Annotated in this window: 19 protein-coding genes and 4 pseudogenes; 3 read left to right on the top strand and 20 right to left on the bottom strand. The window is 39.2% G+C overall.

Annotated features, from left to right (window positions below):
• The first annotated feature begins 71 nt into the window (after positions 1-71).
• Entirely contained in the window at positions 72-467 is a 396-nt protein-coding gene (locus PSF11_RS00465; RefSeq protein WP_225829592.1) for a DUF5329 family protein, read from the top strand.
• Positions 468-602: 135 nt separating this feature from the next.
• Here PSF11_RS00465 and glnS read toward each other — a convergent pair whose 3' ends face one another.
• Positions 603-2,270 carry a glutamine--tRNA ligase gene (glnS, locus tag PSF11_RS00460; protein WP_014657755.1) on the bottom strand — a complete coding sequence of 556 codons (1,668 nt, stop codon included), beginning with the start codon at positions 2,268-2,270 and terminating at the stop codon, positions 603-605.
• Between the two features lie 149 nt (positions 2,271-2,419).
• Positions 2,420-3,235, bottom strand: coding sequence for a sulfite exporter TauE/SafE family protein (locus tag PSF11_RS00455; RefSeq protein WP_072502915.1), 816 nt, complete (start codon positions 3,233-3,235; stop codon positions 2,420-2,422).
• A 218-nt stretch (positions 3,236-3,453) separates the two neighbouring features.
• Between PSF11_RS00455 and PSF11_RS00450 the strand changes: the two are divergent.
• Both PSF11_RS00450 and PSF11_RS00445 read left to right on the top strand, forming a co-directional pair.
• Positions 3,454-3,669: pseudogene (locus PSF11_RS00450) on the top strand (transposase domain-containing protein); the annotation flags it as partial.
• Between the two features lie 122 nt (positions 3,670-3,791).
• Positions 3,792-4,427 (top strand): annotated as a pseudogene (locus PSF11_RS00445) (IS3 family transposase); the annotation flags it as partial.
• 250 nt (positions 4,428-4,677) lie between these two features.
• On the opposite strand, the gene PSF11_RS00440 reads toward PSF11_RS00445, so the two are convergent.
• From PSF11_RS00440 to nagE, 18 genes and pseudogenes are all read right to left on the bottom strand, one after another.
• On the bottom strand, positions 4,678-5,163 hold the full coding sequence (locus PSF11_RS00440) for a hypothetical protein (RefSeq protein WP_004917717.1): 486 nt from the start codon (positions 5,161-5,163) through the stop codon (positions 4,678-4,680).
• Positions 5,164-5,196: 33 nt separating this feature from the next.
• On the bottom strand, positions 5,197-6,576 hold the full coding sequence (locus tag PSF11_RS00435; protein ID WP_081368648.1) for a DUF2235 domain-containing protein: 1,380 nt from the start codon (positions 6,574-6,576) through the stop codon (positions 5,197-5,199).
• 29 nt (positions 6,577-6,605) lie between these two features.
• Positions 6,606-7,154, bottom strand: coding sequence for a phospholipase effector Tle1 domain-containing protein (locus PSF11_RS00430; protein WP_072502914.1), 549 nt, complete (start codon positions 7,152-7,154; stop codon positions 6,606-6,608).
• A 30-nt stretch (positions 7,155-7,184) separates the two neighbouring features.
• Positions 7,185-7,640 carry a DUF3304 domain-containing protein gene (locus PSF11_RS00425; protein ID WP_061064311.1) on the bottom strand — a complete coding sequence of 152 codons (456 nt, stop codon included), beginning with the start codon at positions 7,638-7,640 and terminating at the stop codon, positions 7,185-7,187.
• The gene (locus PSF11_RS00420; RefSeq protein WP_225829593.1) at positions 7,640-8,470 is read right to left on the bottom strand and encodes a DUF4123 domain-containing protein; all 831 of its coding nucleotides are present in this window, start codon (positions 8,468-8,470) and stop codon (positions 7,640-7,642) included. Before PSF11_RS00420 ends, PSF11_RS00425 begins: the two co-directional genes overlap by 1 nt.
• Before the next feature lie 185 nt (positions 8,471-8,655).
• Positions 8,656-9,099, bottom strand: coding sequence for a hypothetical protein (locus tag PSF11_RS00415; protein ID WP_145928235.1), 444 nt, complete (start codon positions 9,097-9,099; stop codon positions 8,656-8,658).
• 11 nt (positions 9,100-9,110) lie between these two features.
• Positions 9,111-9,542: a hypothetical protein gene (locus PSF11_RS00410; RefSeq protein WP_072502912.1), complete on the bottom strand. Its 432-nt coding sequence runs from the start codon at positions 9,540-9,542 to the stop codon at positions 9,111-9,113.
• 340 nt (positions 9,543-9,882) lie between these two features.
• On the bottom strand, positions 9,883-10,449 hold the full coding sequence (locus PSF11_RS00405; RefSeq protein ID WP_072502910.1) for a hypothetical protein: 567 nt from the start codon (positions 10,447-10,449) through the stop codon (positions 9,883-9,885).
• Between the two features lie 37 nt (positions 10,450-10,486).
• Positions 10,487-11,110: a hypothetical protein gene (locus tag PSF11_RS00400; protein ID WP_072502909.1), complete on the bottom strand. Its 624-nt coding sequence runs from the start codon at positions 11,108-11,110 to the stop codon at positions 10,487-10,489.
• 748 nt (positions 11,111-11,858) lie between these two features.
• Positions 11,859-12,035 carry a hypothetical protein gene (locus PSF11_RS00395; RefSeq protein ID WP_158514055.1) on the bottom strand — a complete coding sequence of 59 codons (177 nt, stop codon included), beginning with the start codon at positions 12,033-12,035 and terminating at the stop codon, positions 11,859-11,861.
• Positions 12,036-12,347: 312 nt separating this feature from the next.
• Positions 12,348-12,662, bottom strand: coding sequence for a hypothetical protein (locus PSF11_RS00390; protein WP_272682721.1), 315 nt, complete (start codon positions 12,660-12,662; stop codon positions 12,348-12,350).
• Positions 12,663-12,858: 196 nt separating this feature from the next.
• Positions 12,859-13,446: a hypothetical protein gene (locus PSF11_RS00385; protein WP_072502907.1), complete on the bottom strand. Its 588-nt coding sequence runs from the start codon at positions 13,444-13,446 to the stop codon at positions 12,859-12,861.
• Complete coding sequence (locus tag PSF11_RS00380; RefSeq protein ID WP_225829594.1) at positions 13,443-15,887, bottom strand: hypothetical protein; 2,445 nt, start codon at positions 15,885-15,887, stop codon at positions 13,443-13,445. The genes PSF11_RS00385 and PSF11_RS00380 overlap by 4 nt, the downstream gene beginning before the upstream one ends.
• Positions 15,888-16,202: 315 nt before the next feature.
• Positions 16,203-16,748: a DUF3828 domain-containing protein gene (locus tag PSF11_RS00375; RefSeq protein ID WP_158514054.1), complete on the bottom strand. Its 546-nt coding sequence runs from the start codon at positions 16,746-16,748 to the stop codon at positions 16,203-16,205.
• Positions 16,749-16,764: 16 nt separating this feature from the next.
• Positions 16,765-19,123: pseudogene (locus PSF11_RS00370) on the bottom strand (type VI secretion system Vgr family protein).
• Positions 19,124-19,173: 50 nt separating this feature from the next.
• On the bottom strand, positions 19,174-19,827 hold the full coding sequence (gene tssL / locus PSF11_RS00365; protein ID WP_072502905.1) for a type VI secretion system protein TssL, short form: 654 nt from the start codon (positions 19,825-19,827) through the stop codon (positions 19,174-19,176).
• Positions 19,824-21,172 (bottom strand): annotated as a pseudogene (gene tssK / locus PSF11_RS00360) (type VI secretion system baseplate subunit TssK). Before tssK ends, tssL begins: the two are co-directional and overlap by 4 nt.
• Positions 21,173-22,213: 1,041 nt before the next feature.
• A complete protein-coding gene (gene nagE / locus PSF11_RS00355) occupies positions 22,214-24,241 on the bottom strand; it encodes an N-acetylglucosamine-specific PTS transporter subunit IIBC (RefSeq protein ID WP_014657737.1) in 2,028 nt (675 codons plus the stop codon).
• Positions 24,242-24,639: the final 398 nt, after the last annotated feature.

The following is a 24,639-nucleotide window of genomic DNA, read 5'->3' as shown; positions in this document are numbered from 1 at the left end:
GATTATTTCCTCTAGCTGCTGTAAAGTGACTCGCTATAATCTTCCTTATATCAAATTAAGGAGAGCAAATTTTGCAATCAAACATGACTTATCTAGTCCGCCGTTTTTCTACTGTTTTCGTTTTATTATTAGGTCTGTTTGTGGCCACACAAGCACTGGCACTAAGCCCTGAAGAACGCACGCGCACAGAAGCACTGTTAACCGAACTAGGTAAACAGCAGAATTTAATCTTTACCCGTAATGGCTCTGAGCACAGTGCAACCGATGCGGAGTCTCATCTACGCTTAAAGTTAAGCAAAACACACAAACGCTTGAGCACCACTGAACAATTTATTGATAACGTCGCGTCCAAATCCTCTATCACAGGTGAAGAGTATCAGGTCAAAGACAGCGAAGGGAAAGTCACTTCCGCGAATCAATATTTACATCAATTACTAAAAGAAAAAGTGGATACCCAAAAGCCTTAGTCTTGGTGATATCGGCTATTCTCCCATAAAAAAAGCTTCAGTGGCTGAATATAGCCCTGAAGCTTTTTTATTATACCTAACGTGTGCATCGAGCCATAGGAAAACCCTATAGACTCGACACACACAAGGGGGCAATTATTGTTTCTCTATCTTCGCCCAAGTATCGCGCAAGCCTACCGTACGGTTAAACACCAGTTTATCCGCGCTGCTTAAACGGTTATCTGCACAGAAATAGCCTTCTCGTTCAAACTGATATGGCTTATCTGTTGCAGCTTCACGCAAGCTTGGCTCAACAAACCCGTGTCGAATAACCAATGATTCTGGGTTAATGACCGATAAGAAATCTTCTTCCGCCGCTGGGTTTGGTACGGTGAATAAACGGTCATATAAACGAATTTCAGCAGGTAGTGCGTGCGCTGCGCTAACCCAATGAATAACGCCTTTCACCTTACGACCATCGGCAGGGTCTTTATTTAGGGTTTGTGGATCATAGGTGCAGTAAATCGTTGTGATGTTCCCTTCTGCATCTTTTTCCACGCGCTCTGCTTTAATAATATAAGCATTACGTAGGCGAACTTCTTTACCTAATACTAAACGTTTGTATTGACGGTTAGCCTCTTCGCGAAAATCTGCGCGATCAATATACAACTCGTTGCTAAACGGCACTTCACGAGTTCCCATCTCAGGTTTATTTGGATGGTTAGGTGCGGTCAAGATCTCTTCGCCTTCTGGCATATTTTCAATGACTAGGCGTACAGGATCGATCACCGCCATCGCACGCGGCGCGTTTTCGTTAAGATCATCACGAATACATGATTCCAGCGACGCCATTTCCACGTTATTGTCTTGCTTAGTCACGCCAATACGCTGACAGAATTCGCGAATAGATGCAGCGGTGTAACCACGGCGACGCAAACCCGAAATTGTCGGCATACGCGGGTCATCCCAACCATCAACTAATTTATCTGTCACTAATTGGTTCAACTTACGCTTAGACATGACCGTATATTCAAGGTTTAAGCGTGAAAACTCATATTGACGTGGATGACAGTCAATCGTGATGTTATCAAGCACCCAATCATATAAACGGCGGTTGTCTTGGAATTCCAATGTACACAGTGAATGTGTAATGCCTTCTAATGCATCGGAAATACAATGCGTGAAGTCATACATTGGGTAAATACACCATTTATTACCTGACTGGTGGTGCTCTGCAAATTTAATACGATACAAAACGGGATCACGCATAACGATAAAAGGTGATGCCATATCGATTTTTGCACGTAAGCAAGCTTTACCTTCTTCAAAGCCACCCGCACGCATTTTTTCAAATAGCGCTAAGTTCTCTTCAATACTACGGTCACGATAAGGGCTATTTTTACCCGGCTCTTTTAGAGTGCCACGATATTCACGAATTTGCTCTGGGCTCAGTTCATCCACATACGCTAAGCCTTTGTTGATAAGCTCAATAGCGTATTGATATAGAATATCGAAATAATCAGAAGAGTAGTGAACCTTACCGCTCCATTGGAAACCTAGCCACTGAACGTCTTCTTGAATCGAGTTGACATATTCAACATCTTCTTTGACTGGGTTGGTGTCGTCAAAACGTAAGTTACACTGACCCTGATAATCCTGCGCTATACCAAAATTCAGGCAAATTGATTTTGCATGACCAATGTGTAAATAGCCATTCGGTTCAGGTGGGAAACGTGTATGCACCGAAGTGTGTTTCCCGCTCGCCAGATCTTCATCAATGATCTGACGGATAAAATTTGTTGGGCGAGTCTCTGCCTCATTCATTGTCATCATTCCTCAATGCCAAAAGCGCGTAATAGCAAAATATATTCTACCATAATCTGTCAAGAAACAACCGTTTGATCAACTATGTATTGATTAAACACATATTGCCTTGTATTTCGCACCTGAAACAATGATATTAAAGCAATACATTAGGTTAATAGCATAACACTTAACACAATAAGAAGGAGCAGTGGATAACTTTGAGCATGGCGCTTATCGCTCAAGTATGACATCAATAAACTGGCAAAACGAATTCCTAGCCATGATGTCACAATCAGAATTAATGCCCCCTTGATATAAACCATCCCAATAAAGCCAGCACCTAATTGAACATGTTCCGTTAACGCAAAATAAAAGTAGGTCAACGTTCCTGTTATCGCCATCGGTAATGTTAGTGGGTTCGCAAACGCAGCAGCTTGGATCATCGTCGCCCCACGACGTCGCATTAGTGGCACCGTCATCACACTCCCCCCCACACCGAGAAATGCAGCAACCGCCCCTATGACTAAACCAATAGGTATATCAGCAAAAACACCGCCGCCTGAAGGCGTTATGCCCTCAGTGTGTGTTTTCATAAACCCGGGTCTTATCAGGCAATCTAAAATCGTAATAACAAGATAGCCAATAAAGAGCCAACGGATCCATTCACTATCAACAGAGAGCGCAATAAAAGCCCCCAAAATACCGCCTAAAGAGATAGGAATAATAAACGGGCGAATAATGCTCCAATTTAAATGACCTTTCCGATAATGCGCCCTACTTGATAGTGAGGCAGAGAAAATCATCACGCAGGTTGAAGTTGCGACGGCAATTTGCATCGCAACTGCACTTGCTTCGCTCTCTGACCCCCACACCAAGGTAATGAGTGCATAGAGTAGAGGAACCGTAATAAAGCCCCCACCGAAACCAAAAAGTGCCGTCGTGATCCCAGAAATAAAACCAAAAAGACAAAGTAGTAGAGTCACCAATACATCTCCATTCAAGATAACGTTGTTATCTTATTGTGAAGAGCCGTGATTGACTTACGCATAACGGACAATGTGTTTTGAAATTTCGCCAAATTTAAGGGAATAAAAAAGGGAGGCTTACGCCTTAATGTTGATCAGTTAAGAACTAAATAATGGATTGAATGATCCTACAGTTCTGCAAAAATACGTAATCATCCGAGGATTACAGATTTTTTATGTTACTTAGCCAAGCTTTCGAGACTGTTCTGGCTTTCTCGCCAAAAGAATTTACAGCCCTTTCTGACCTCCTTTCCGCTGAACTCATTGACGAATGTCTCTTTTTCGTTCTCTTTCCATGGCTCAACTCGTTTTTCATCTCGATATTGTTTTACCGAGCAACCGACCTTACGTTGCACCAAGTGCCGTTGTTCAGGCTCGGCAACGGTTAGGGGAAGATGCCGTTCGCAAAGTATTTGAAAAAACAAGCCAGCTCTGGCTTGATAAACTGCCATTATCACACTGGAACGGATTAACCTTGATGGCTGTCGATGGCACATTATGGCGGATACCAGATCCCCGCTATGGGTATCTGATGCTGCATGGTTTGCTCAGAGGTGAAGGCCGAGTCCAGAACCGTAAACGTACATATCGCCTCTACATCGAGGAAGGCTTGCAGGTCAGGACGAAGAAGCGCAAGAAGCTAACCCAGTCAAAGCAGCCCATGGAAGTACCAACGGCTCCCAATTAACGTTGGTCTATGGCCTTTGTTTCAGACCAACTCAGCAATGGTCGGTGCTTTCGGGTACTGAATGTCGTGGATGATTATTCGCGGGAAATGGTCGGTCAATTAGTCTCTGTGGCCATCAGTGGCAGGCAGGTCGCCAGATCCTTGGACCAATTGATGGAAGAACGAAGCAAACCCAACAAGGTTACCTGCGATAATGGGACCGAATTTACCAGCAAAGCGATGTTTTTTTGGAGCAAGGAAACCGGTATAACATTGGGCTTTATCCAGCCAGAAAACCCCACGCAAAACGCCTTTGTGGAAAGCCTGAATGGTGAATTCAGAAATAAATGTCTGAACCCTCATGGGTTCAGAACTTTAGACGAAGCCAGATACGAAATCGAGCTATGGCGTGAACACTACAACCATGTTCGCCCACATAGTTCACTGAACGATATGCCGCCTGTTGCGTATGCCAAGCAAGTCACTTCACAAGCTTATTCGCGGTTGGGATATATTTATCAAGAAGGAATTGGCGTAAAGCGTAACCTCGGAATATCAGGACAATATTTTATTCAGGCAAATGTAGCGAATACGCTTAATTCATTAAAAGGAAATAAATTTGACTGTGATATTTAAAAAAATTGAGAATTCACAATAATTTGAATACTTCTAAATGTTTTTATGTGAGTCCAAAATCCTCAATGGTTTTAGATTCAGACTCACACTATTCACACTATGGCTTCGTTACATTGGTTTTCTGGTTTATATACATTTCCTTTTCTGAAAGAAAAATCAATACAATAAAATAAATGAATGAAATAACACCGATAACAATCGAAATCCAATTTAATCCAACTAGTGTATAAAAGTAATTAGATACTCTATTCAGTAAGAACATAATGAAACAGATAGCGATAGGATACCGATAGCCAATACTGCGCAATCGCTGGATTTCCAGTAATGAAAAAGTACAATAAGCGAGACCATAAATGATCAGAATAACCAAACCATAGGCAAATGAAATAGAAAACCCCAAATCCAAGTCAATACTTTTTGATAGGGCCTCATGAGTGTATCGATAATTAGCGCTTACAAATAAAGAATTAACCACCTTAATTGATAATGTCAATAAAATTGCAGTTAAAATATAATAACAAAAAAATGAAAGTGACTTTCTTTTAGTATATAAAAATGCGGTACCTATTTTTCCTTCAGTCATAACTTCCTTATAATATTGATTGAGTGTGAAATTTTAAAATTTAGGCCACCCAGTGAATATAAAATCATTACCAACATACAGTGGTGGCTCTGGAGGCGTATTTACTTCAGGTTCATCTGGCGGAAAATCCCCAGAGAGTGGTTCCATTAAACGAATATAAAAATAGTGATAATTTATTCCCTCTGCGCGCTGTATATCGTGGACAAACCAACTATAGAGCTCATTTGAAACAGGAACATATGATATCGGAAATGGCATATTATCATATCCCGCCGTGCCACAGTCGATATAGTATTGTGCCCGACGTTTAGCGGGCCAGTATATTTTATCAAAAATTTCAGGTGGAACAGGGCTAAGCTTTCGTGTTTTGACTTGCCATGCCATTTTTGCTACTTCAGATAACCACCCCCAATCTTTCTTCAATAACGCCATTTTTTCAGAAGCACCGAACGCAGCTTGTCTAGACTTAGCTGAAATATTAAAACCACCTTGATGTGAACCTGCGGATAATAATTCGGCTTTCTCTTGCTCCTCTAATTTTCGTAGCTCATTTTTATATTCATAATGCTTCTGGCCTAACCACGCAAAATAACTGTCGAGGTGAGCATTCAAGGCCGTAAATGTCAATTTTTTTAATGGAATGCCTGATTGATAATAATCTACCCATTCTGTTGCCTTTTTTCCTTCCACCTTTTGTTCATCTTGGAAATAGAGCCACGTATCAAAATCCATCTCGCGCAATGCATCGAGTTCAGGAAATGGAACTCCAGCATGAAATGCGGCTAAATGCATTTTATTTAAGGCGACTTTAGCGAGTTCTTCATTAGGTTTCTGTTCATTGGCTCTTAATCCCCCGCCGATATCCTCACTGCAACCGGGTAATAGCTCTTCCTGATGATGTTCCCCACTTCTGCCCGTTAAATAGAGACAACGCCATTTGCGTTTTTCATGGGCAGCTACCAAATGTAAAGACTTTTTAACTATTGTAGGCAGCGGTGTCATATGGTCAATATATTTACGCCCTGAAACCATAGTAATTAATGAGTCAATAGCAACTTCCGTTACCTTATTACTTTTTGCCGGAAGTGTTAGTATATTTAATCCATAATCTAATCCGTTATCCTCACTTTCAGGCGTGTCACGAGAGCAATCGAATAGTCCCACAAAAGGAATGTCAACCCAAGCACCACCGTGAACGCCCCCGTAAAAATAGAGACCCGTATCATAATCTTTTTGGCAAATTTGGTTAATTAAAACGCCAATAAAGTATCGCGCTAATGTCGCGCCCATATCAAAGCCAAACACAGAAACTGATATGCGATGAAGTGGAATGTCACCAGTATTTTTCGCTTCTTGGTAAGCCCTTTTTATGACCTCTTTTAAATCATTAATCCGCGTTTCAACACCAGTCACAAAATTATAAGCAATAAACTCGTTATCTCTTAAAAAAGGTGTTCCTCAATGCCTTTTTTGCTTATTTTGGCTGTATAATCGATAAGAGTCTCTCCCATCAATTTCATTTGACCTTTGGGAGACAATAATTCTTCAATATCTTTAACACCACCTTCCCCAAATAAAGAATCAATGCCAATATCTTTAAACGCATCAATCTCAGCATTGACAATTTCATCCAATGCCTCATCTTTAAAATCACTATAGATTTCCGATGCGATTTGACTGGCTTTTTTACCCGCTAGAGCTTGATAAGGAGTCCCTAGGCCGGAAATATAATATTTATGGAATATTTCAGTGTCAGTTTTATACGCGCTATCCTTAAAAGTCCGAAATAGTTTAGCAATATTACTCATTTTTTCTTTAGGCTGATCTTGATCTATATTTTTTCCAACACCATCAAAAAATAAAGCTATATGTAATGTTTTTGAGCAATTACCTAACTTCCCTTCTCTTTGCTGTTTCGCCCGACTGGTACCCGCTATGATAGCATCTGGGCTAGCTTGTTCCTTCTGATGATAACTTGAATTTTCGCTCATAATTTTATATTCCATATAAACATTTATATTTTATTTTTCAAAAGGTGATTTAAAAATGTAACTGCTCCATTTCAATGAAACTCTATTCTCTGGTAGAAAAAGAACGTGAAGGTTGTTTTCACCTTTTTTTCTTTCTGGTAATAATATTTCAACTTTTCTTTTTTCTGGGCGCATTCCAGCATCATATTGAGAGCCTTTTACGCTTAATGTCCATTTAACTACGGCTATATCACCTTTAATAATTCCGCAGCATGTGACAGCACCGCCACCATAAGCTGAAGCATTTCCTCCGTGAACACCATTTACACTAAATCCAGATATTGGCCTATCTATCTGACTATGAATAATTAATCGAACTTCTTCATCTTCAATAGATGTCTCTGCGCTAGCCGTTGAGTGAAATACGCTCCATATCCCAATCGCTATCACAAAGGGTAACCATAGAAACCATAATGATTTTTCATTATTTCGTTTAATCCACTGCATTAAATAACCGCCTTATTTTTGCGTTGAAATTCTTTTATTGCCTGGGCTAGAGAGTATTTCCCTTGCTGAATATTCTCGATATAGGGAGCATCTAACAATTGCATCAGCAAAGATTGGTATCCTTCCAAATACAGTAATGCATAGGTCGTTCTATCATCACTTTGGGTTAAACCTGCTTTCTCTGCTTTTTTGAGAGTTTGGATGACTTTCTGCCGCTGAATACAGGGCGGAAAATGCTGGCTCATTGGCATCTGTTGCCATTGGGCTAAAACACTTTTAACTTCTAGATCATCATCAATTTGCTGCCAAGTCGTCTCATCCAAATACACCGTTCTGTCGTGGGTTTTTGGCTGCGCTTTGGTGGTGATATCGGTCGGTTGCCAGCCTGACAATGTCTGGTGCCACCACGTCGTTGTGCCCGAAAACAGGTAGTAGTGCCAATCTTCTTTCTGACAACGGGCTAACACAGGCATCACCGCATGAATATAAAACCGGCTCACTATCGTTTCGAGATCGGGTTTTACCAAGGTGCATCCCCACGCCAATTGCATCGCCAGCGGTTTGAGCTCTAACGAGGAAAAAATGACGGTGACAACTTGCGGAAACTGCGCCATTTCAGCGGCTAACTCCGCGTTGTTTTTCACGTGATACAGCCACGGGCCCACCCATTTGGCTTCAATTAACTGAGGGTGCTGATAAAGGGAATACAGCGAACGGGGATTTTTTTGCTGAAAAGGCTCAATAGAATTATCAATAATTTTTTCAATTCCTTCCGATTCTCGTCCTCCTTGCTGAGATATATTCCATTCAGCATGCGATCGATAAGCCAAAAATTTTTCGGTGAGGGGTTATCTAACCGGCCACAGCGAATTTCTTTCCCATGCGCAGAAAATTGTATAATTAATATCAAATAAATTTTTTCATGACAATAAATATTACTTACAGCAACACCTGATTATTACTTTAATATAAATAAGTCGCAAACTAAAATAAGGTTCTAAATTTATATAAGAATTCACTTAACTATATGAAATTTATTATTAAAGAATGAGTAGTATGATTTTATTTTTTCATTATCATTAGATAAATCTCCCTCGATATATATTAAAGAGCTATTTACATTGAATTTTATTTTTAAATCATCGATGTGATTCGTTACTAAATACTCATCAGGAAGCATTGCTACAACTAAACCTGAACTAATATCTAAAACCTCACCACAAAGTGCTCCGCCGCCACAACCAAATGTATATATTCGATAATGCCCCGAGAAATTAGCGGGCAAAAAAGACTCCTTAGACCTAATAGAGTCTAAGAGTTCATTACCACTTGAAGGCTCTACTAATTTATGATTAGGTTGGGAATAAACATTTTTTACTGCAAAATTTTCATAATCAACATTAGCACTTGTTGTAAATGCTATACATAGCATGAGAAGTACACTATTTTTAGCGTTCATTGGAGGTAGCTTCAAATATCGCATCTGTAAATTGTTATGATTCCATTTTTTTCAAATTTTTGAACAAAATCAGGCTCTGCATTCCAAAAGAATGTATTTGTTTTTTTATCAAAAAATCCATACCATTTCATATACCCTGTATTTTCATTTAAAATAATGTTTGCAACTACTTTTGAGTTACTAACATTACCCCAGTCTAATTTCATTCCGCCAGCACCCAAATCAATGATATTATCATAATATACTTCTATATTATTATTAATTTTTTTAGAATGAATGGATATGATAATTTGATTGTTATTTATAACCAAAGGTGTATCGTTACCTTTCAATGTGATATGAAATGCATCATCGCTATTACATTCAACACCCCAAGTCCCATAGTTAGAATTTGCGAATGTTGATAATGAAATAAAGCATAAAAGTACAATTATTCTACTCACTAGTAATCCCCGCTAGCTATTTTTTCTATAATCCCTAGTGGAACGCTAACTATTTTTAGTGCATAATTAATTTTCCTTTCCATTATTAGATTTAGCAGTTCCTCTTTATTGTATTTTAATATAAGAACACAAAAAACATCTTGTGATTTCGGCATAAAATCATTAATATCATACTTATTCCTAATTGACATCATACTTGCGCCATCCCATGCATTAAACAAATATAAAAACATCAACAGATGCATATGTTACACAGATGGCCGGACATTCAGATCTTGTGCCATAACTGAATACAATGAATATCGATGCTATTACGGGGAAAACAGCCCTGTTCATTCGATTAGTTTCTAGGTAGTCTTTTCAGAGGATGCCAAATGTCATTGTAGAATAATGGGCTTTTTACAAAATATTTACCATTAGCCCTTTTAATGGTAAATTGTGGTGGGTTTTCGTCACACTCATCCTCATTATTTTTATTGTAAATCAATTCAATTTCATTTTTATTATGCTGGATATCATAATTTCCATCGCACCGAAAAGGGGCGTGCCAAGATATTATGGATAAATTCACAGTTTTATTATCAATAAAATTGAACGTCCAGTTAATAAATGACGTCGTACCATCTATAAGTTTTTCACCTCTGTGTTCATATGAATATGCACCGTGGACATATTGACTCTCATCGTTAATTGGTTGATAACCATTAATACCTAGCTGATCTTCTTTATATAATTGGTTATCTACTTTTGATATTTTAAAATTAAATAAAGTCACCGATATATTAGGATCCCCAGCACACGATTTATTTTTATTTTCAGTTCTGACTTTTATGTAATGAAAATCTTCATCCTCTTGATACAATTGATAGGAAACACAGGCCTCCATTTCAGGTAATTTATTTTTCATGTATTGATAGACTACAGATATAGCTTTACCGTCATTACTATAAGCATAAAAAGAATAAAATAAAAAAGTTAAAATTAAGAGGTGTATTTTCATGTAAATTTATACGAATCAGAATATAAACCGCCCATGGCAAGGTTAAATAATTGATATCTATAACCTTATATTCTTTTATTGTGAAAACTAGAGACTTGTCAAAATAAGTATAGGTTATCGCTGTACTATCAGAGCGTTGCTCTATAACACCGCAATGCCCATATTTTTGTATTACATCATTAAAATGGCTACCAATACCAGCGCCTCTAGAGGTAAACTGATTGGGTATATTAAAATTCATTTGAGTGATAGTTTCTTCATCAAGATTATACACATCACTATTCAATGTAGATAAGTAGATGAAAACCTGGTCATTATACTTATAATCTAAAGCAAACGACGTTATTCCGTTGTCATTCTGCCCAATATAGAATAGTGATGGCTCTTGACCTGTTGATGCTAATACATCACTCTTTACTGTACTGGTTGATTCATTCAATTTAAAATTTAAATTATGAACATTGACGGTAAAATCATTTTCATTGACACAAGATGATAATTCTACTTTTGACAAATTTTCATTCTTGATAAATCCATTTGTCATATTTGAATTTTTATCTAAATACACGACATAGCTAAACTCTTTACCTTTATCTAAAACGACTAGATTATCTTTAAATATAACAAAATCATTTCGACGACATTCATCACTAGGTGCGTTATAAAAATAGGCTCTACTTGGAGAAACGATTTTAGCTAGTTCTCAGTGATTAGAAGCTGTAGGAGTACTAAGTGCATAGTCACAACTTTACTGGGCGTAGGCTAAAGTGGGCCATAGGAGTGCAATACCAATAACTAAATTTTTCGCCTTGGAATTAATGATTAATTTATAGATATATAGTATGAAACTTGTTACTTGTTTTCATCAGAAGGCCCTATCCCTGTTCCTGTCGGAGTTAACCGATCAGAGATTATCCATCCCGTCAGAACATTACCTTTTTTATCCAAATAAATTATAGAGGTAAAATCATTGTAAATAACATAAGCATTAACGAGATCATCCTTGATTAAAAAAAGATCTTTTTCTTTACAGTTAACATTGGGGGAAGAATAAAATATACTCGACCATTTGATTGCACCTTTTCAGCGATTGGTTCCTGATTTGTATTGTAGGGATAATCTGAGATACTTGATGTACAACTTATTGCAGCTAGAGAATTTAATGTGAATAAAGATAGCGATAATAAAATTAGTATATTTATCCTGTACTTATCCATTAGCTCCTCCTTTGTAAATTAGAATGTCAGTAAAACTTGGCAGAAGAAGAATGACTAATAAATAGCCATAATCACATTGATTCCCATAAATACCTTAAATCATAATGGTAACTCTTCCATATCAATGCTAGTAATCACTCCATTTGATATATTAAATGTTAATTTATTATTTTTGTAACTATAACTACATGAATTACTATTTTTTTTATGACAATCACCATAGGCATTAACGATTTCATTTTCCTTCATACCAACATAAATACCACGATTTGTCATATATTTATCATTTAAAACATTAATTTCAGTAATGCGGTACCAATCGAAATCATTTTTTAATTCTTCACGATTAATATTTGATGTTTTAATATAAAGTCCATCCCAATAATGTTCAAAATATTTGTAATAGCCACCTTCGACCTCTTGGAGGTTTCCAGAGATACCAACATACTGATCCTGTTGTATATTTATTTCACACTTCCCCCAGTCTTTATAAAAATCTTGATAACCGATACCTAACTTTATTTTTTTAAATGACGTATAAAAAACAAAATCATTGAAATCTATAGCTTTATTTTTTATCTTATCATCTTAGGTAATTAAGTCTTCTTTTTTAATCCAACCAGAAAAAATAACACTATTACTATCCTCATAGTTTCCATAAACAAACTCATCATTTGTTAAGTATGATGTAAAAAGATCTCCTTTAATGATAAACAAACTATTTAGTTTAGCGTTAGCAATAGGGCTGGCATGAAAATTTGTTTTTCCTAAAGATTTTAATTCTCTAATATACTGTGAACAACTCGAATTACTGATTATATGAGCACAGTCAGCCATTGATTTAAAAGAAAAAAACAAAAAAAACAAAAAAAAACAAAAAAATAAAAAACAAATTCTTTTCATCGTGAAAGCCTTCTCATTTTAAATATACAGGAATCTCAAATGTCCAATTAGCATCTGGGAATAAATCAAACACTTTTTTCATGCTCTGTTTCTGATTTAACGCTCAGTTAATTGTGGTTGTATTGACAATAAAACGGATTTTTGTGAAAATTAAATAAATAGATAAACAATAATGCCAAATAACTATTAATATTTATTACCATGAGTCAACAAAATCTATTTTTCTTAATGCATCTGACTCAACCCAGCCTGTAACAACATCATCATTTCTTAGTTGGTAATGTATAAAACTATTATTCTCATTCATTTCCAAAACACTAACATAATCACCATTTATAATAAATATTTTTGTTTTTATAAAACTATTATTGTTTTTTTTCATCAGATATAATCTACCTGGCTTTTCTACTCGATATATTACCTCACCTTTTAAGCATTTATTTTGTGCTTTTAAATATTCATAATTAAATTTTAAATCAATTGGGTTATCAGGATCAAATGTAATATCATGCAATGTATTGTTTTTTTTATTAAAAAAAACCCAACCTATTGTTCCAGTCCCATCGGTATCAATTAAAAGTTTTGCTATGATATGATCATTATTATCTTCATCAATAATTAAATTGACACTTTTAGGTTTTAAATTCCATTGAGAAAAATCGAAGTTACTACTCCTAATCAACTCTGTAAAATAGGAATAGCACTGTTCAGGCGTTGCAGCCTTTATACTATAGCTGAATATTGTTAATATAAATATTATTATAGTTAAGAGAGTTATTTTCATTTATTTTCTTCCTGCATTTCTTTGACAAATGGATATCGCATTTTCATAATAGCATTTCTATAATTCTCTTGAGTTACAGGATCTCTAGTGTGCCACTGGGCCCAGTTCCCATTATGTCTGTTCATATAATCAACTTTATATTCCATAGCAGCCAGTACAGATGGAAAAATAATATAACCTTTTTTCCTATCTATAACTTGTGTATTCCCTCCCTTCCCACTCATACCTTGGTTTTCAAAAGACCACCAAACTCCAACTGGAGTATACTCAGGGTGTCGAGTGAACAGAGATTCATTCCAACCATATCCAGGAGGTTGGGGATTCTTACCTGAAACTTCCATTCCCCCAGCTCCGCACTTTTTATACTGCATAGACTTAAAATGTCTAGTTTCATCTCTATATAGCTGCTCAATTATTTTAGCTATCTCATATCCATATTTCTCGTATATTATCCTTAATGCATCCTTAGCGTCTTCAGACGTAAAGTTTTTATCCGTTGAAGTTAATTTTATTTTAAATGAATCCAAAAACACCAACGGATGCATATGCCACACTTCAGGACCTAATTTTTCACTAGTTACATCCTGCATCCAAACCATACCATCAAGAAACTCTTCGCTGTAAGAACGCCATAAGGGAGCCTCTTCACTCAGCATGTTTAGAAAATTTTGCCATACACTATCGTTTTTTTTGTAATACCAATCACTAGGGTGTTTGACAATAGTTTTATTCACGATATGGGAAAACATGGGGTTATGGAAAGCGCGACGGTATTCTTCTGGATTGTAGTGCTCCGTTGCACTGCCTTTGATTTTATTAATTAAACGTTGATAATTATGGGCAATAATCCCTTTTTCAGGGCGTGGTGACACTTTAGCTTCAGCCAAAATAGTATCAAATATCGCACTGATATAAGTGGCTTTGGGTTGAATGTACCCGTTTAAATAATCAAACGTTTTTGTTTCACTGGTTAAGGCCCTAAAGCCTATTTTCTCTAAATCATAACGCGACAGAAAAAGCGCAAGTCGGGTAATATTTTGGTATTCCGCTTGTTTTGTTTCATCGGCTTGAATTTCTTCAACACGCTTTATCAGTGAGCCGATTTTATCTTTATCTGTGTCACTGATATCAATCTGTTTTGGAAAATACCCTAGATGCTCGGGTAAAAAATAGTATTTTTGCTGTTGTTTGTCTGTTTCTATTTTTAATTCACTTAATTTATGCAGACTTTCCCATTTTGTTATCCGTTCTGTTTTAACAAATTCATTTTCACCTTTTTTTTCCCACAACATTAATCCAGGTAAGCATTTTAAATAGTATGGGTCATTAATACCAACGGCGTCAGGATTTTTTAAAAACTGCGGGAGATTGTCATCATGACTAATACATTCAATATGCACTTGATAGCGTGACTCAATCCCCTGCTCTTTGGGTGCTTGATAAAAGCCCATATGACCGATACTGTCCCCCGCTTTAATTGCTATCGGTGTGTTCAAACTGACGACTTTATCAAATTCCATCACATCCTGTGCGGGTGCCAAACGAAAACCCTTCCACCAAGACGGCGTAATATCATTTTCATCATGACGAGCAATGTTGTTGTTATCCACTAAAATCCAGACTTGCTGACGACTGCCTTCATTCGATTTAACGGTAACGAGTCCATACTCTCGTGATTGATTTTTTTTCGTAATGGTTAATTTGGTTTCACTTTTTTCTGGCGACCACTCTACCAGTGAGCCTTTCGCTAACGTAGTTGAACGCGGTGTTTTAGGTTGTTCTCGCCAGACAGCTGGGTAGGCATTAAGAGTATTTTGTAGCTTCCAAACTGGCGTTGTTTCTTCTTTTTGATACGCACTATGAGGCGCTAAGTGCATATACAACGTATAAAATCGCAATCGGCTACGTTCACTATCCCCTAACTGAAGCGTATGACGAACCAGTACAAACGAAGCAGATAATTGAAGTATAAAGTTTTTCCATGGGATTGTTTGATACTCTTTATTGATTCGATAAGCAATAATTTCACCGTCAGCCATACAACGTATCGATTGTTCTCCTGTATAGGCTCCCGCAAACACACTGCGTTCTTCAAACTTTTTAGCACTTAAGGCACACCAAGGGGTCGTCGCATTGGTAATATGGATACCGCTATGCCACATTCCATTACGGCCCAGTAAATAACTCCCCGTTGATTCACCATTGAGATGCGCCATAATGTCATCTAAATTTGAGAATTCTTGACCACGCTCATTTTTAGGAATGGGATACACAATTTTAATTAACTTGGCACCTGTTTTTTCTTCTTTTTTTTCGTCTGCGGGTTGATTGCCAGCGTAGCGATATAATACAAATGGAGTACTCTCATCTCGATACTCTTGGTTTGGATAAAAGCCTCTTTGTTGCACAAAATCAGAAACCCAATGTTTTCCATCAAACATAGCCATGTGTCCATGGATGCTTCTAGCATTTTTTGGGTTTTTAAGCCGCTCAATAATAACAACATCACCTTTTTGCTGACCTAAAACTGAATAACTTATGCCTTCTTTTTGTGCTTCAGCGCCGGGAACAGGGGTAAACCCATTTTCAATTAACCAAGAGCCGTAGTCTTTAGCTGAGTTTATACCTGAATTTTTTATTGATGCCCCTCCATGAATTAGTGCTTTTTTTTACATAAGATGCGCATTGGCCAAGGCTTGAGGGTTCTGCATTATTCTTGATGTACTCAACTGATTTATTTTGATCCCACATAGCAATTACTTATCCCCCTGATCATATGTATTTATTACTTTATTTATTTTCCATTCATTTTTATCCTTCTTTAGTTCAATAAGAAGGTATCTATTCTCATCTGAACCATCTCCTAAAATAGAGAAAACATAAGCTAGATTTTTATTTTCTGAAATAGGGAACACATTAATATTCTTCTGCCACGATAAAGAATCGTCCTGTGACTTTAAAAAATAGTTAACATCAGTTTCAATCCACGTTCCCTGCCAGTTACAAATAGTATTTCCATTATTCACCTTACATTCTCTGTCTTTTTTACATATTTTTTTTAATTCATCTTTAGATCTATCTGAATCATAATTACAATCAGTCGAATCCGTCAGTTTCATTTCCAACTCTGATGTCATATATTCTTTTTGTAGTTTGAATAGGCTACCACTATTACCTGCTAGATATTTAGAGTAAAACTCAAAAACTGTACTCTCTGGAGACGTACTGCTTTTTCCTTGCACGGTAGAAACAAAGAAAATAGAAATCATTATTATCAATAAGTTGCTGATATGTTTGTTCACATTAATATTCCTATCTTTAATCATGCAATGCACGATTAGACACTAACTTCTGTGTTTCAATATCCGTCACATCGAACTGCAACGTTTCGCATGCGATATCAGCCCCCGAGCCTGGCACGACATAATTCGCCGCTTTGATGATGTAATCCCCTGAAGAACCGTGTTCAACACCTTGTCCGCTCAGCTTTAGGTATGAGCCACCACCGTTAAGGGTCAGGGTTTGCGGTGTTGATATCACAATTTCGTCTTCGCTGCTGGTGATGGTGATTTGCTGCTGGGCAAACAACTCCATCATATTGTGTTGGGCACTGATTTCGACCGCACCTTGGTTTGCAATGATTTTCACTTCGTCTTTGTGTGCAAATAACCCTAAGGCTTTTTCAACAGCGACGGATAAGTTTTGCATCGCACCCATATCAAGATGCTGCCCTGCGTTAACCATCGTGTTACCTAAACTATTTAATTGAAGGTGTTCACCAGACGTTAATGCAATCCCTTGCGGCGCACTGGCAAGTAACACGGCAGATTGCAACTGCTGTAAGCGAGAATCTAAAAGGTCGATTTGCGATTGAATATCGGCTGTAAGTGCACTGGCTTTTTCCGCTGTTTGAGACAATGTTTGCATCTGTTGGTTAGCTTGCTGGATTTGCTGCACAGCTTGGGTCATGTCCAGCACTTCCCCCTGTGCTTTTGATTGTTCATCTGCACTGATAAACAACCCTTTTCCTGCACGAATAGCCCCATGCTCATCCGTCCGCAATTCAAACCCTGCGCCACGCTGTTCTCGTTGTGCGTTAACCAAGTGACCTAGATTGAGTTGAGTTTTGCCATACTCCGTCGCTAACTTGATGTGCTCTTCTTGACGCTTATCTTCCATGCGCAGCTTATTATTGGCAGGCGTACGCAACACATTTCGGGTATGGTTATCTCGTGTCACGTGATCGGGATGTTCAGAGTCATGCTGCGCATAAGCAATATATGGTCGGTCAAGGTCACCACCGTCAAATTGCACCGAAACTTCAGTTCCATCCAGCAGTGGTGCATGCCAACCGTAAGTCTCCCCGGCATAGGGCTTTGCTAAACGTAGCCATAAATAGGCGAAACCGGCCTCAGACGACTCTCTATCAAAATCCAACTTCACACGATAGCGTCCGAATTCATCGAGCCACGCATAGGTATCGCCTTTTTCACTGCTTTCCACTCGTGCGGGCAACGTACCGGCAATGATAGGTCGAGGGAGTAAAGGGGGTCTGAAACAGAAGGTTTCACGGTAGAGTTGCCCGGTAAATTGCACCTGAAGGCTAGAATCCCGAGCGCCACGATGGTGAACATGGGTGATTAACACACCGTCTTTCGCCAGCTGAGGAAAACCTCCGCTCATTTCTAAGACTTGCCCTGGACCCAGTATCGGGCAGGTCGATTGCCCAGATACCAAAGATTGGCTATTGAGTAGGCGTTCATGGCGTAGCTGGGCAAAAAAGGCCCCACTCTCTGGGGTATCAATATCACCGACATTCAAGAAAGGTTCCGCGTAGTGGTACACTTCCCCTGTAGTGACTCCTTCAAACCCTGAAATCGCTTCGGTACTGTCCTGTGGTGTTAATAGCCTGACGGTAGTTATAATCACGGGTTGCGACGCCCTTACTGACCACCTGATGCGAAATTTGCAATCCCCACACACTATCTTGACCACTGTCACTCATGCCAGACTCATGGCGATAAGGAAGTGAGACCCCAAACTGATAGTGCTCTTGTGCGTCATGGAATATCACTTTATCCAACTCTAATTGAGTGTCCATTTCCATTCGCCAATAGATACCAATTTCGGCGAGAAGCCGTTGAATAAAGGCTAAATCCGTTTCCCGCCACTGCGTAATCAGTTCTCTAACTGGATATTCACGAGAAAGCTGAAACTCAAAGTCGGCACCTTCCAAACCATGACGGCGCAGTACCTTTTCAACCACTTCTGTCACCGATTGATTTAAATACACTTCACTGCGTTTGGTGTACTGAAGTAAGGCAACACGCGGAACTAATATCAAGCTGTACCAAGTTTCATCCGCAGACGTTTTCAAGTGTTTGAATTCACAGATAACTCCATACACCGTTCGTATCGATTGATTAGGAAAACCGGGCAATAATGGCGTTTGATAGGTAAATGTTCCCGACTTCAGTAGCATCTGCTCGGGAGTAATATGCGCATTTATACACGTTAATGTCACTTCATATCGCCAAGGTTGGCTGAGGGCCTCTTCAGACTCAAAGCTGAGTACATCTAAGAAATCAGGACAGTCTTGAACCGTTAAGTGATAACGGGCATGAGAAACTGCGTTCTTCACAGTTTGTGTTAATGCATTGATGACTGAATTAGGCATATTCTATTCCCTCAGAAATGGATAAGAAGTGAAATCGATGGACGAAGCGGTTACATCACAGAAAGCAATTGATTGAGCCATGTTTGACCGCCCCAAGTGATGACGGCAATACCAATAAGCAACAACGCGCTCCAAAACCCGAAAGAGTGTATTAATTTCAGGCTGGATTTTTGCTGATGTTGGATAACTAATGGCAAAGTAGACTCCGGCGGTGAAATCTGTGCAAAGAGTTTATCCATCAATACTTTCTGCTCGGAACTTAGCGTTTCAGTTGTTGCCTCATGGGCGCTAAAACCGAGCATCAAGACGCGGTGAAAACAGGTTAATACGGTATCGTCCGGTTGAGACTGTCCCAACACTGACCGGATACGATCCCATAACGCTTCCCCTGCATCCAGCGATGAAAAATAGCGCGTTTGCAAGGGTGCAACTCGCCAAGCGTAGAATGCTTCCCCCTCTTCATCACCTTGAGCCAATAGTTCCATCGCCGTTTTATCCAATAATGCACATTGCGCGTAAATAATGTGTTCAACATCTTCGGGAGCCAACTTTGTTTGTCCCAATGCACTTTTTACGACCTCAATTTGTTGACAACACGTATCGTAAAGGGACTCTGAATCGTGGTCATACCGACCGTATTTTAGCTGGGTCACCATCAGCCAGATTTTTGCCATGAGTTTATCGATATCAATGTATTGGCTCATGAGCGTAATACCGCAAACAGTTCTAACTCTAAGAAACCAAATAAAGATGGCACATACAGCATACAGACGCCTTCTTCCAACATTTCACGCATCTCCGGCGCCTCCATATCCAGCGCAAAGTATTGGTTTTCCATGCGCACAGGCAGTGCCGCAGGCACGCGATCAACCGGGGTGAGTGGGATACCATTTAAGGCTTTGCTGTAAAGTGTGTTAACAGTATCGGGCGCACCAATTTTGCATAGCGTTGGGAATTTTTCGGCAATTTCCCACGCCGTTTTATCTGAACGGACAGACAGGTAAAAGTCCGCTTCCTCTCTGAGTCGGAGGTCATGCAATGAAGCTCGCCAAGTTTGTGGATCTGGGCGCGTCATTTCAAGTGCAATCACACGAGACGGCAAGCTGGTTTCTAACAAGGTGCTCAGCAAGTCAAACAACGGTGGAAACGTATTTTCGAGGTCGTCATGGACATAGGCAGGAATGGTCGCGAGATCATGCTCTAACGAAAAGGTTAATAAACTCCCCGCCAAACGGGTCAATTCAGCCCAAATGATTTCAGGGTGGCGCTGTGGGTAGCGTTCATAACTCATGAGGACATTAGCATGGGAGTTTAAGGCGTTTAACAACCAAAATAAGGAAACATCGGCGACGGCAAAATCAGCTAAACGTTCATTGCTCTCACGGCGCATGGACATCAGTCGTTGGCAACGGGAGCGTATTTGGCGATTCAGCAAGGCTAATCGCTCTTATAATTCTCGGCTTGCTGAAAATTGCGTCATGGAGGGGAATAAATGTTCTATCTATTGCCCAGCCACCTTGACCATCACGAGTTAGGCGTGCAATAGGACACGTTTGCCACGCATCATTATTTTCATGCTGAAAACGGACAGCAATATTAAAACGGGCAACTGCCATGGATTCATCATCCTGACCAAACACATCCGGCACATTCACCCACTCTTCCTGATAACGAAGGGAACGTTCAGAAAAGCCCCCTTTTTTCTGAACATTGATGATCCCTTGTTGAAGGAGTGGCAAGGCCAGCACCAGCACAATGCTGTCAGTTTGAGATAACGCGGTGGAATTTAACTCTCGGGGCTCTGGAGTGATATCACTGACTTGGGTATCTATTAACGCCCCATCCGGCAACCATGCCCTTAGTTGATGAACTTGTAAACGACCGGACGACAAAAATGACTCATCCAGTTCAACTTTTCACTCCCCAGTTAAAGGGAGAGAATAAACCGGAAACACCTTGGTTAGTGAAAGCCTCCCATTGCGCTTGCTGTTGAAATTGTTGCGGAGAGAGCAATGCGCCTTCATTCCATAATGGGCGGTAAATTTTCATTCGATGATCCTTTTATTTAAGCAAAAGCAATTGGCATTATGATTCATTTTCCCGAAACAATTCGGCGGCGAGGTGATATATTCACTCAAATTTGGAAAGTAAAGCATTTCTGATGTTTTGATACGCTACCGCCCTTAGCCGTCACCCAAGGCTCATAAGGTTAAAATACGCTAATACTGTCCTGACAAATCAATCCAAATTAATAAAAAATGGCACTTAAAAATAACCCGTGGCCCATCAAATGATGAATGCAATTGATGGACCGCTTGAATCTAAACGTCCATATCCTAAATATAGTGCTCAAATTATAGGAATTAAGGATTAAGTCAGCAATTATTTTCATCAATTTCTCTTATGTAGTCACAAATACGCATAATGAGCATTATTCACTAGCCGAATTAGACATAAAATGTATTGTAAGGTAACAGAATGAAATAATCTGGAGTGAAGACGGACTTAAGAAGCCATGTTGGCGCATTCAAGGCTGTGTTGTATGTTATCAATTAGAAAGGTAACATAAGGAAATTTAATGGTTGATACCTATTTTATGTGTGAAAAATGTTTCTTTCCGGTTTGTCACTGCGATGCTGACTGTCATGAGTAGTCTCATTGTCACGTGAAGAGCATAAGAATAGTTGGGATATTATTCTTATGCCAAATCAAGCCGCCAATTTGCAGTATGGTTTCGGCTATACTTTATTGTTATAGATAAATTAGTTGTTAATTATCCATAACTTAGTGATTTTATCTTGAATTAATGACCATAAGGCCACTTTGCGATGATGTTTTGCATGGAGCATTGAAAAATAGCTCAATGCTTCTGTTATCGATTCTTCTGTGTTTATTGCGATACTGTAATCAAAACTTTTCTTTAAATCCGAAATCGCATACGCATAATAGCGACTTTGCGCGGTGAGTATCGCCCCTTCAGTAAGACAACGACGAAGTATAGTGGCAGCCTTTATATAGCCCTGAGTATATAAATAAAAAAGGGAGGCTTACGCCTCCCTTTGACTCTGTCAATAACTGATTAGCAAACCACTATTTTAGCACGTTGTAGATCACGGTTTCACCCGCGGTCACATTTCCGTTAGCTAAAATTTCAACACCAGCAAAATCATCGATATTGCTGATAATAACAGGGCTGATCATCGATTTAGCGTTAGCTTCTAGGAAAGCGATATCCAACTTCAGAATTGGTGTACCGGCTTTCACTTCACTACCTTCTTCCACTAAACGCGCACAACCTTCACCTTTTAGAGCAACAGTATCGATACCCATGTGAACAATTAACTCAACACCATTTTCTGTTTCTAAACAGAACGCATGATTAGTTTCGAAAATTTTCACGACGGTTCCTGATGCTGGTGCAAGCACCTCATCACTGGTTGGTTTAATGGCAATACCATCGCCAACGATACGACTAGAAAAAGCTTCATCTGGCACATCATCAAGGGAGTACACTTCACCACTGACAGGTGCTACCAGTGAAAGAATTGTTTCACCTTTTGTTTTCACAGGCTCGGCTATCTTGGCTTTTTCAGTTTCTGTTGCTGAAGCAGAAGCTGCAATTGGGCCTTTCGCAATCACTTCTTTCATCGCCGATGCGACCAGTTCAGCACGTGTACCTACAATGACTTGCACGCTTTGTTTATTCAAACGAATAACCCCTGAGGCACCAAGGCGTTTAGCCATCGCATCATTAACAATACTGGAATCTTTCACATTCAAGCGAAGACGAGTAATACATGCGTCGATACCTGTAATATTGTCACTTCCGCCGACAGCTGCGACATATTGACGGGCTTCTTTCTGAATATCACTATCTGTGCTATCAGCTGAGCTCAAGTTTTCATCATAACCGTCAATTGTTTCATCACCTGCACTCACTTCACGACCTGGCGTTAACAGTTTGAACTTGGTGATCATAAAACGGAAAACAACATAGTAAATACAGAAGAAAACGAGACCTTGAACAATCAACATCCACCATTGTAGCGCAAGAGGGTTACGTGATTGCAGTAACATATCCACTAAACCTGCACTAAAGCCGAATCCTGAGATCCACTCCATTGTGGCAGAGATATAGATAGAAATACCGGTTAATAAGGCGTGGATCACATACAGTACAGGCGCCACAAACATGAATGAGAATTCAAGTGGCTCTGTAATACCTGTAAAGAAGGCAGCAAAAGCACCCGCAAGCATAATACCTGCAACTTTGGCTTTATTTTCAGGACGAGCGCAATGGTAGATAGCCAAAGCAGCGCCTGGTAGACCAAACATCATAATAGGGAAGAAACCAGCTTGATAACGTCCTGTGATGCCTGGCGTCGCTAAACCTTCTTCAATTGACTTCGCGCCACCGAGGAAGTTAGGAATATCGTTAATACCTGCAACGTCAAACCAGAATACAGAGTTCAAGGCATGGTGCAGACCAACTGGGATTAATAAACGGTTAAAGAAGGCATAGATACCTGCGCCCACTGAACCTAAATCTTTGATACTTTCACCGAATGAGACTAATGCATTATAAACGACTGGCCATACGTACATTAGAATGAAAGCAAGGATAATCATTAAGAAAGAAGTCAGGATTGGAACCAGACGACGTCCACTAAAGAATGATAACGCTTTAGGTAATTCCACCCCGCTATAACGGTTATACAGCTCAGCCGAGAGCACACCGACCAGAATACCCACAAACTGGTTATTAATCTTATTGAAGGCAGCAGGAACGTTTTCAAGCGGAACATTCATAATCATGGAGTAAGAAGCTGGTGAACACAGCGTTGTCACCACTAAGAACCCCACAAACCCTGTCAGCGCCGCTGCACCATCTTTATCTTTCGACATACCATAGGCAATACCAATGGCAAACAGCACAGACATATTATCAATAATAGCTGCGCCTGATTTAATAAGTAACGCTGCGATTGCACTATTGGCGCCCCACCCATCTGGGTCAATCCAATATCCAATCCCCATAAGGATTGCGGCGGCTGGCAGTACAGCCACAGGCACCATCAATGCCCTGCCGATCCGCTGTAAGTAGCTAAGAATATTCACGAACTCCCCCTTTAAAGCCCTATTATTGCCCCATTCACAGGATCTTATTGTTCATACACCATAATAATAATTTAGGTGTCTGAGTGTAGCAATTTCATAGTCTAGATGAATTTTTTCGCGATACAAAATAAATAGGTTCGATTTGTGATAAATGTCAATGATAATTTTCATTATCCACCTAAATTAGTGGCTATTATTGAAAGCTTATTTTATGATTAAAAATAACTTATCTACTGGATTTAGCTGTATAGCTAATAGAGAATCGATACTCCCTGAAATTTCCTATAGTTAGTTAATAAAAAGTCAGGGGCATAGCAACTCAAAATAGCAAAGTTACATGCTGGCGATTGAGTACAATCGCTGATTTGCAACAAATGTCATGTAACTTAAGCCATAAA

It is taken from the genome of Providencia sp. PROV119 (assembly GCF_028482435.1).
GTDB lineage: Bacteria > Pseudomonadota > Gammaproteobacteria > Enterobacterales > Enterobacteriaceae > Providencia > Providencia stuartii.
This window is presented reverse-complemented; position numbering and strand designations above follow the sequence as displayed.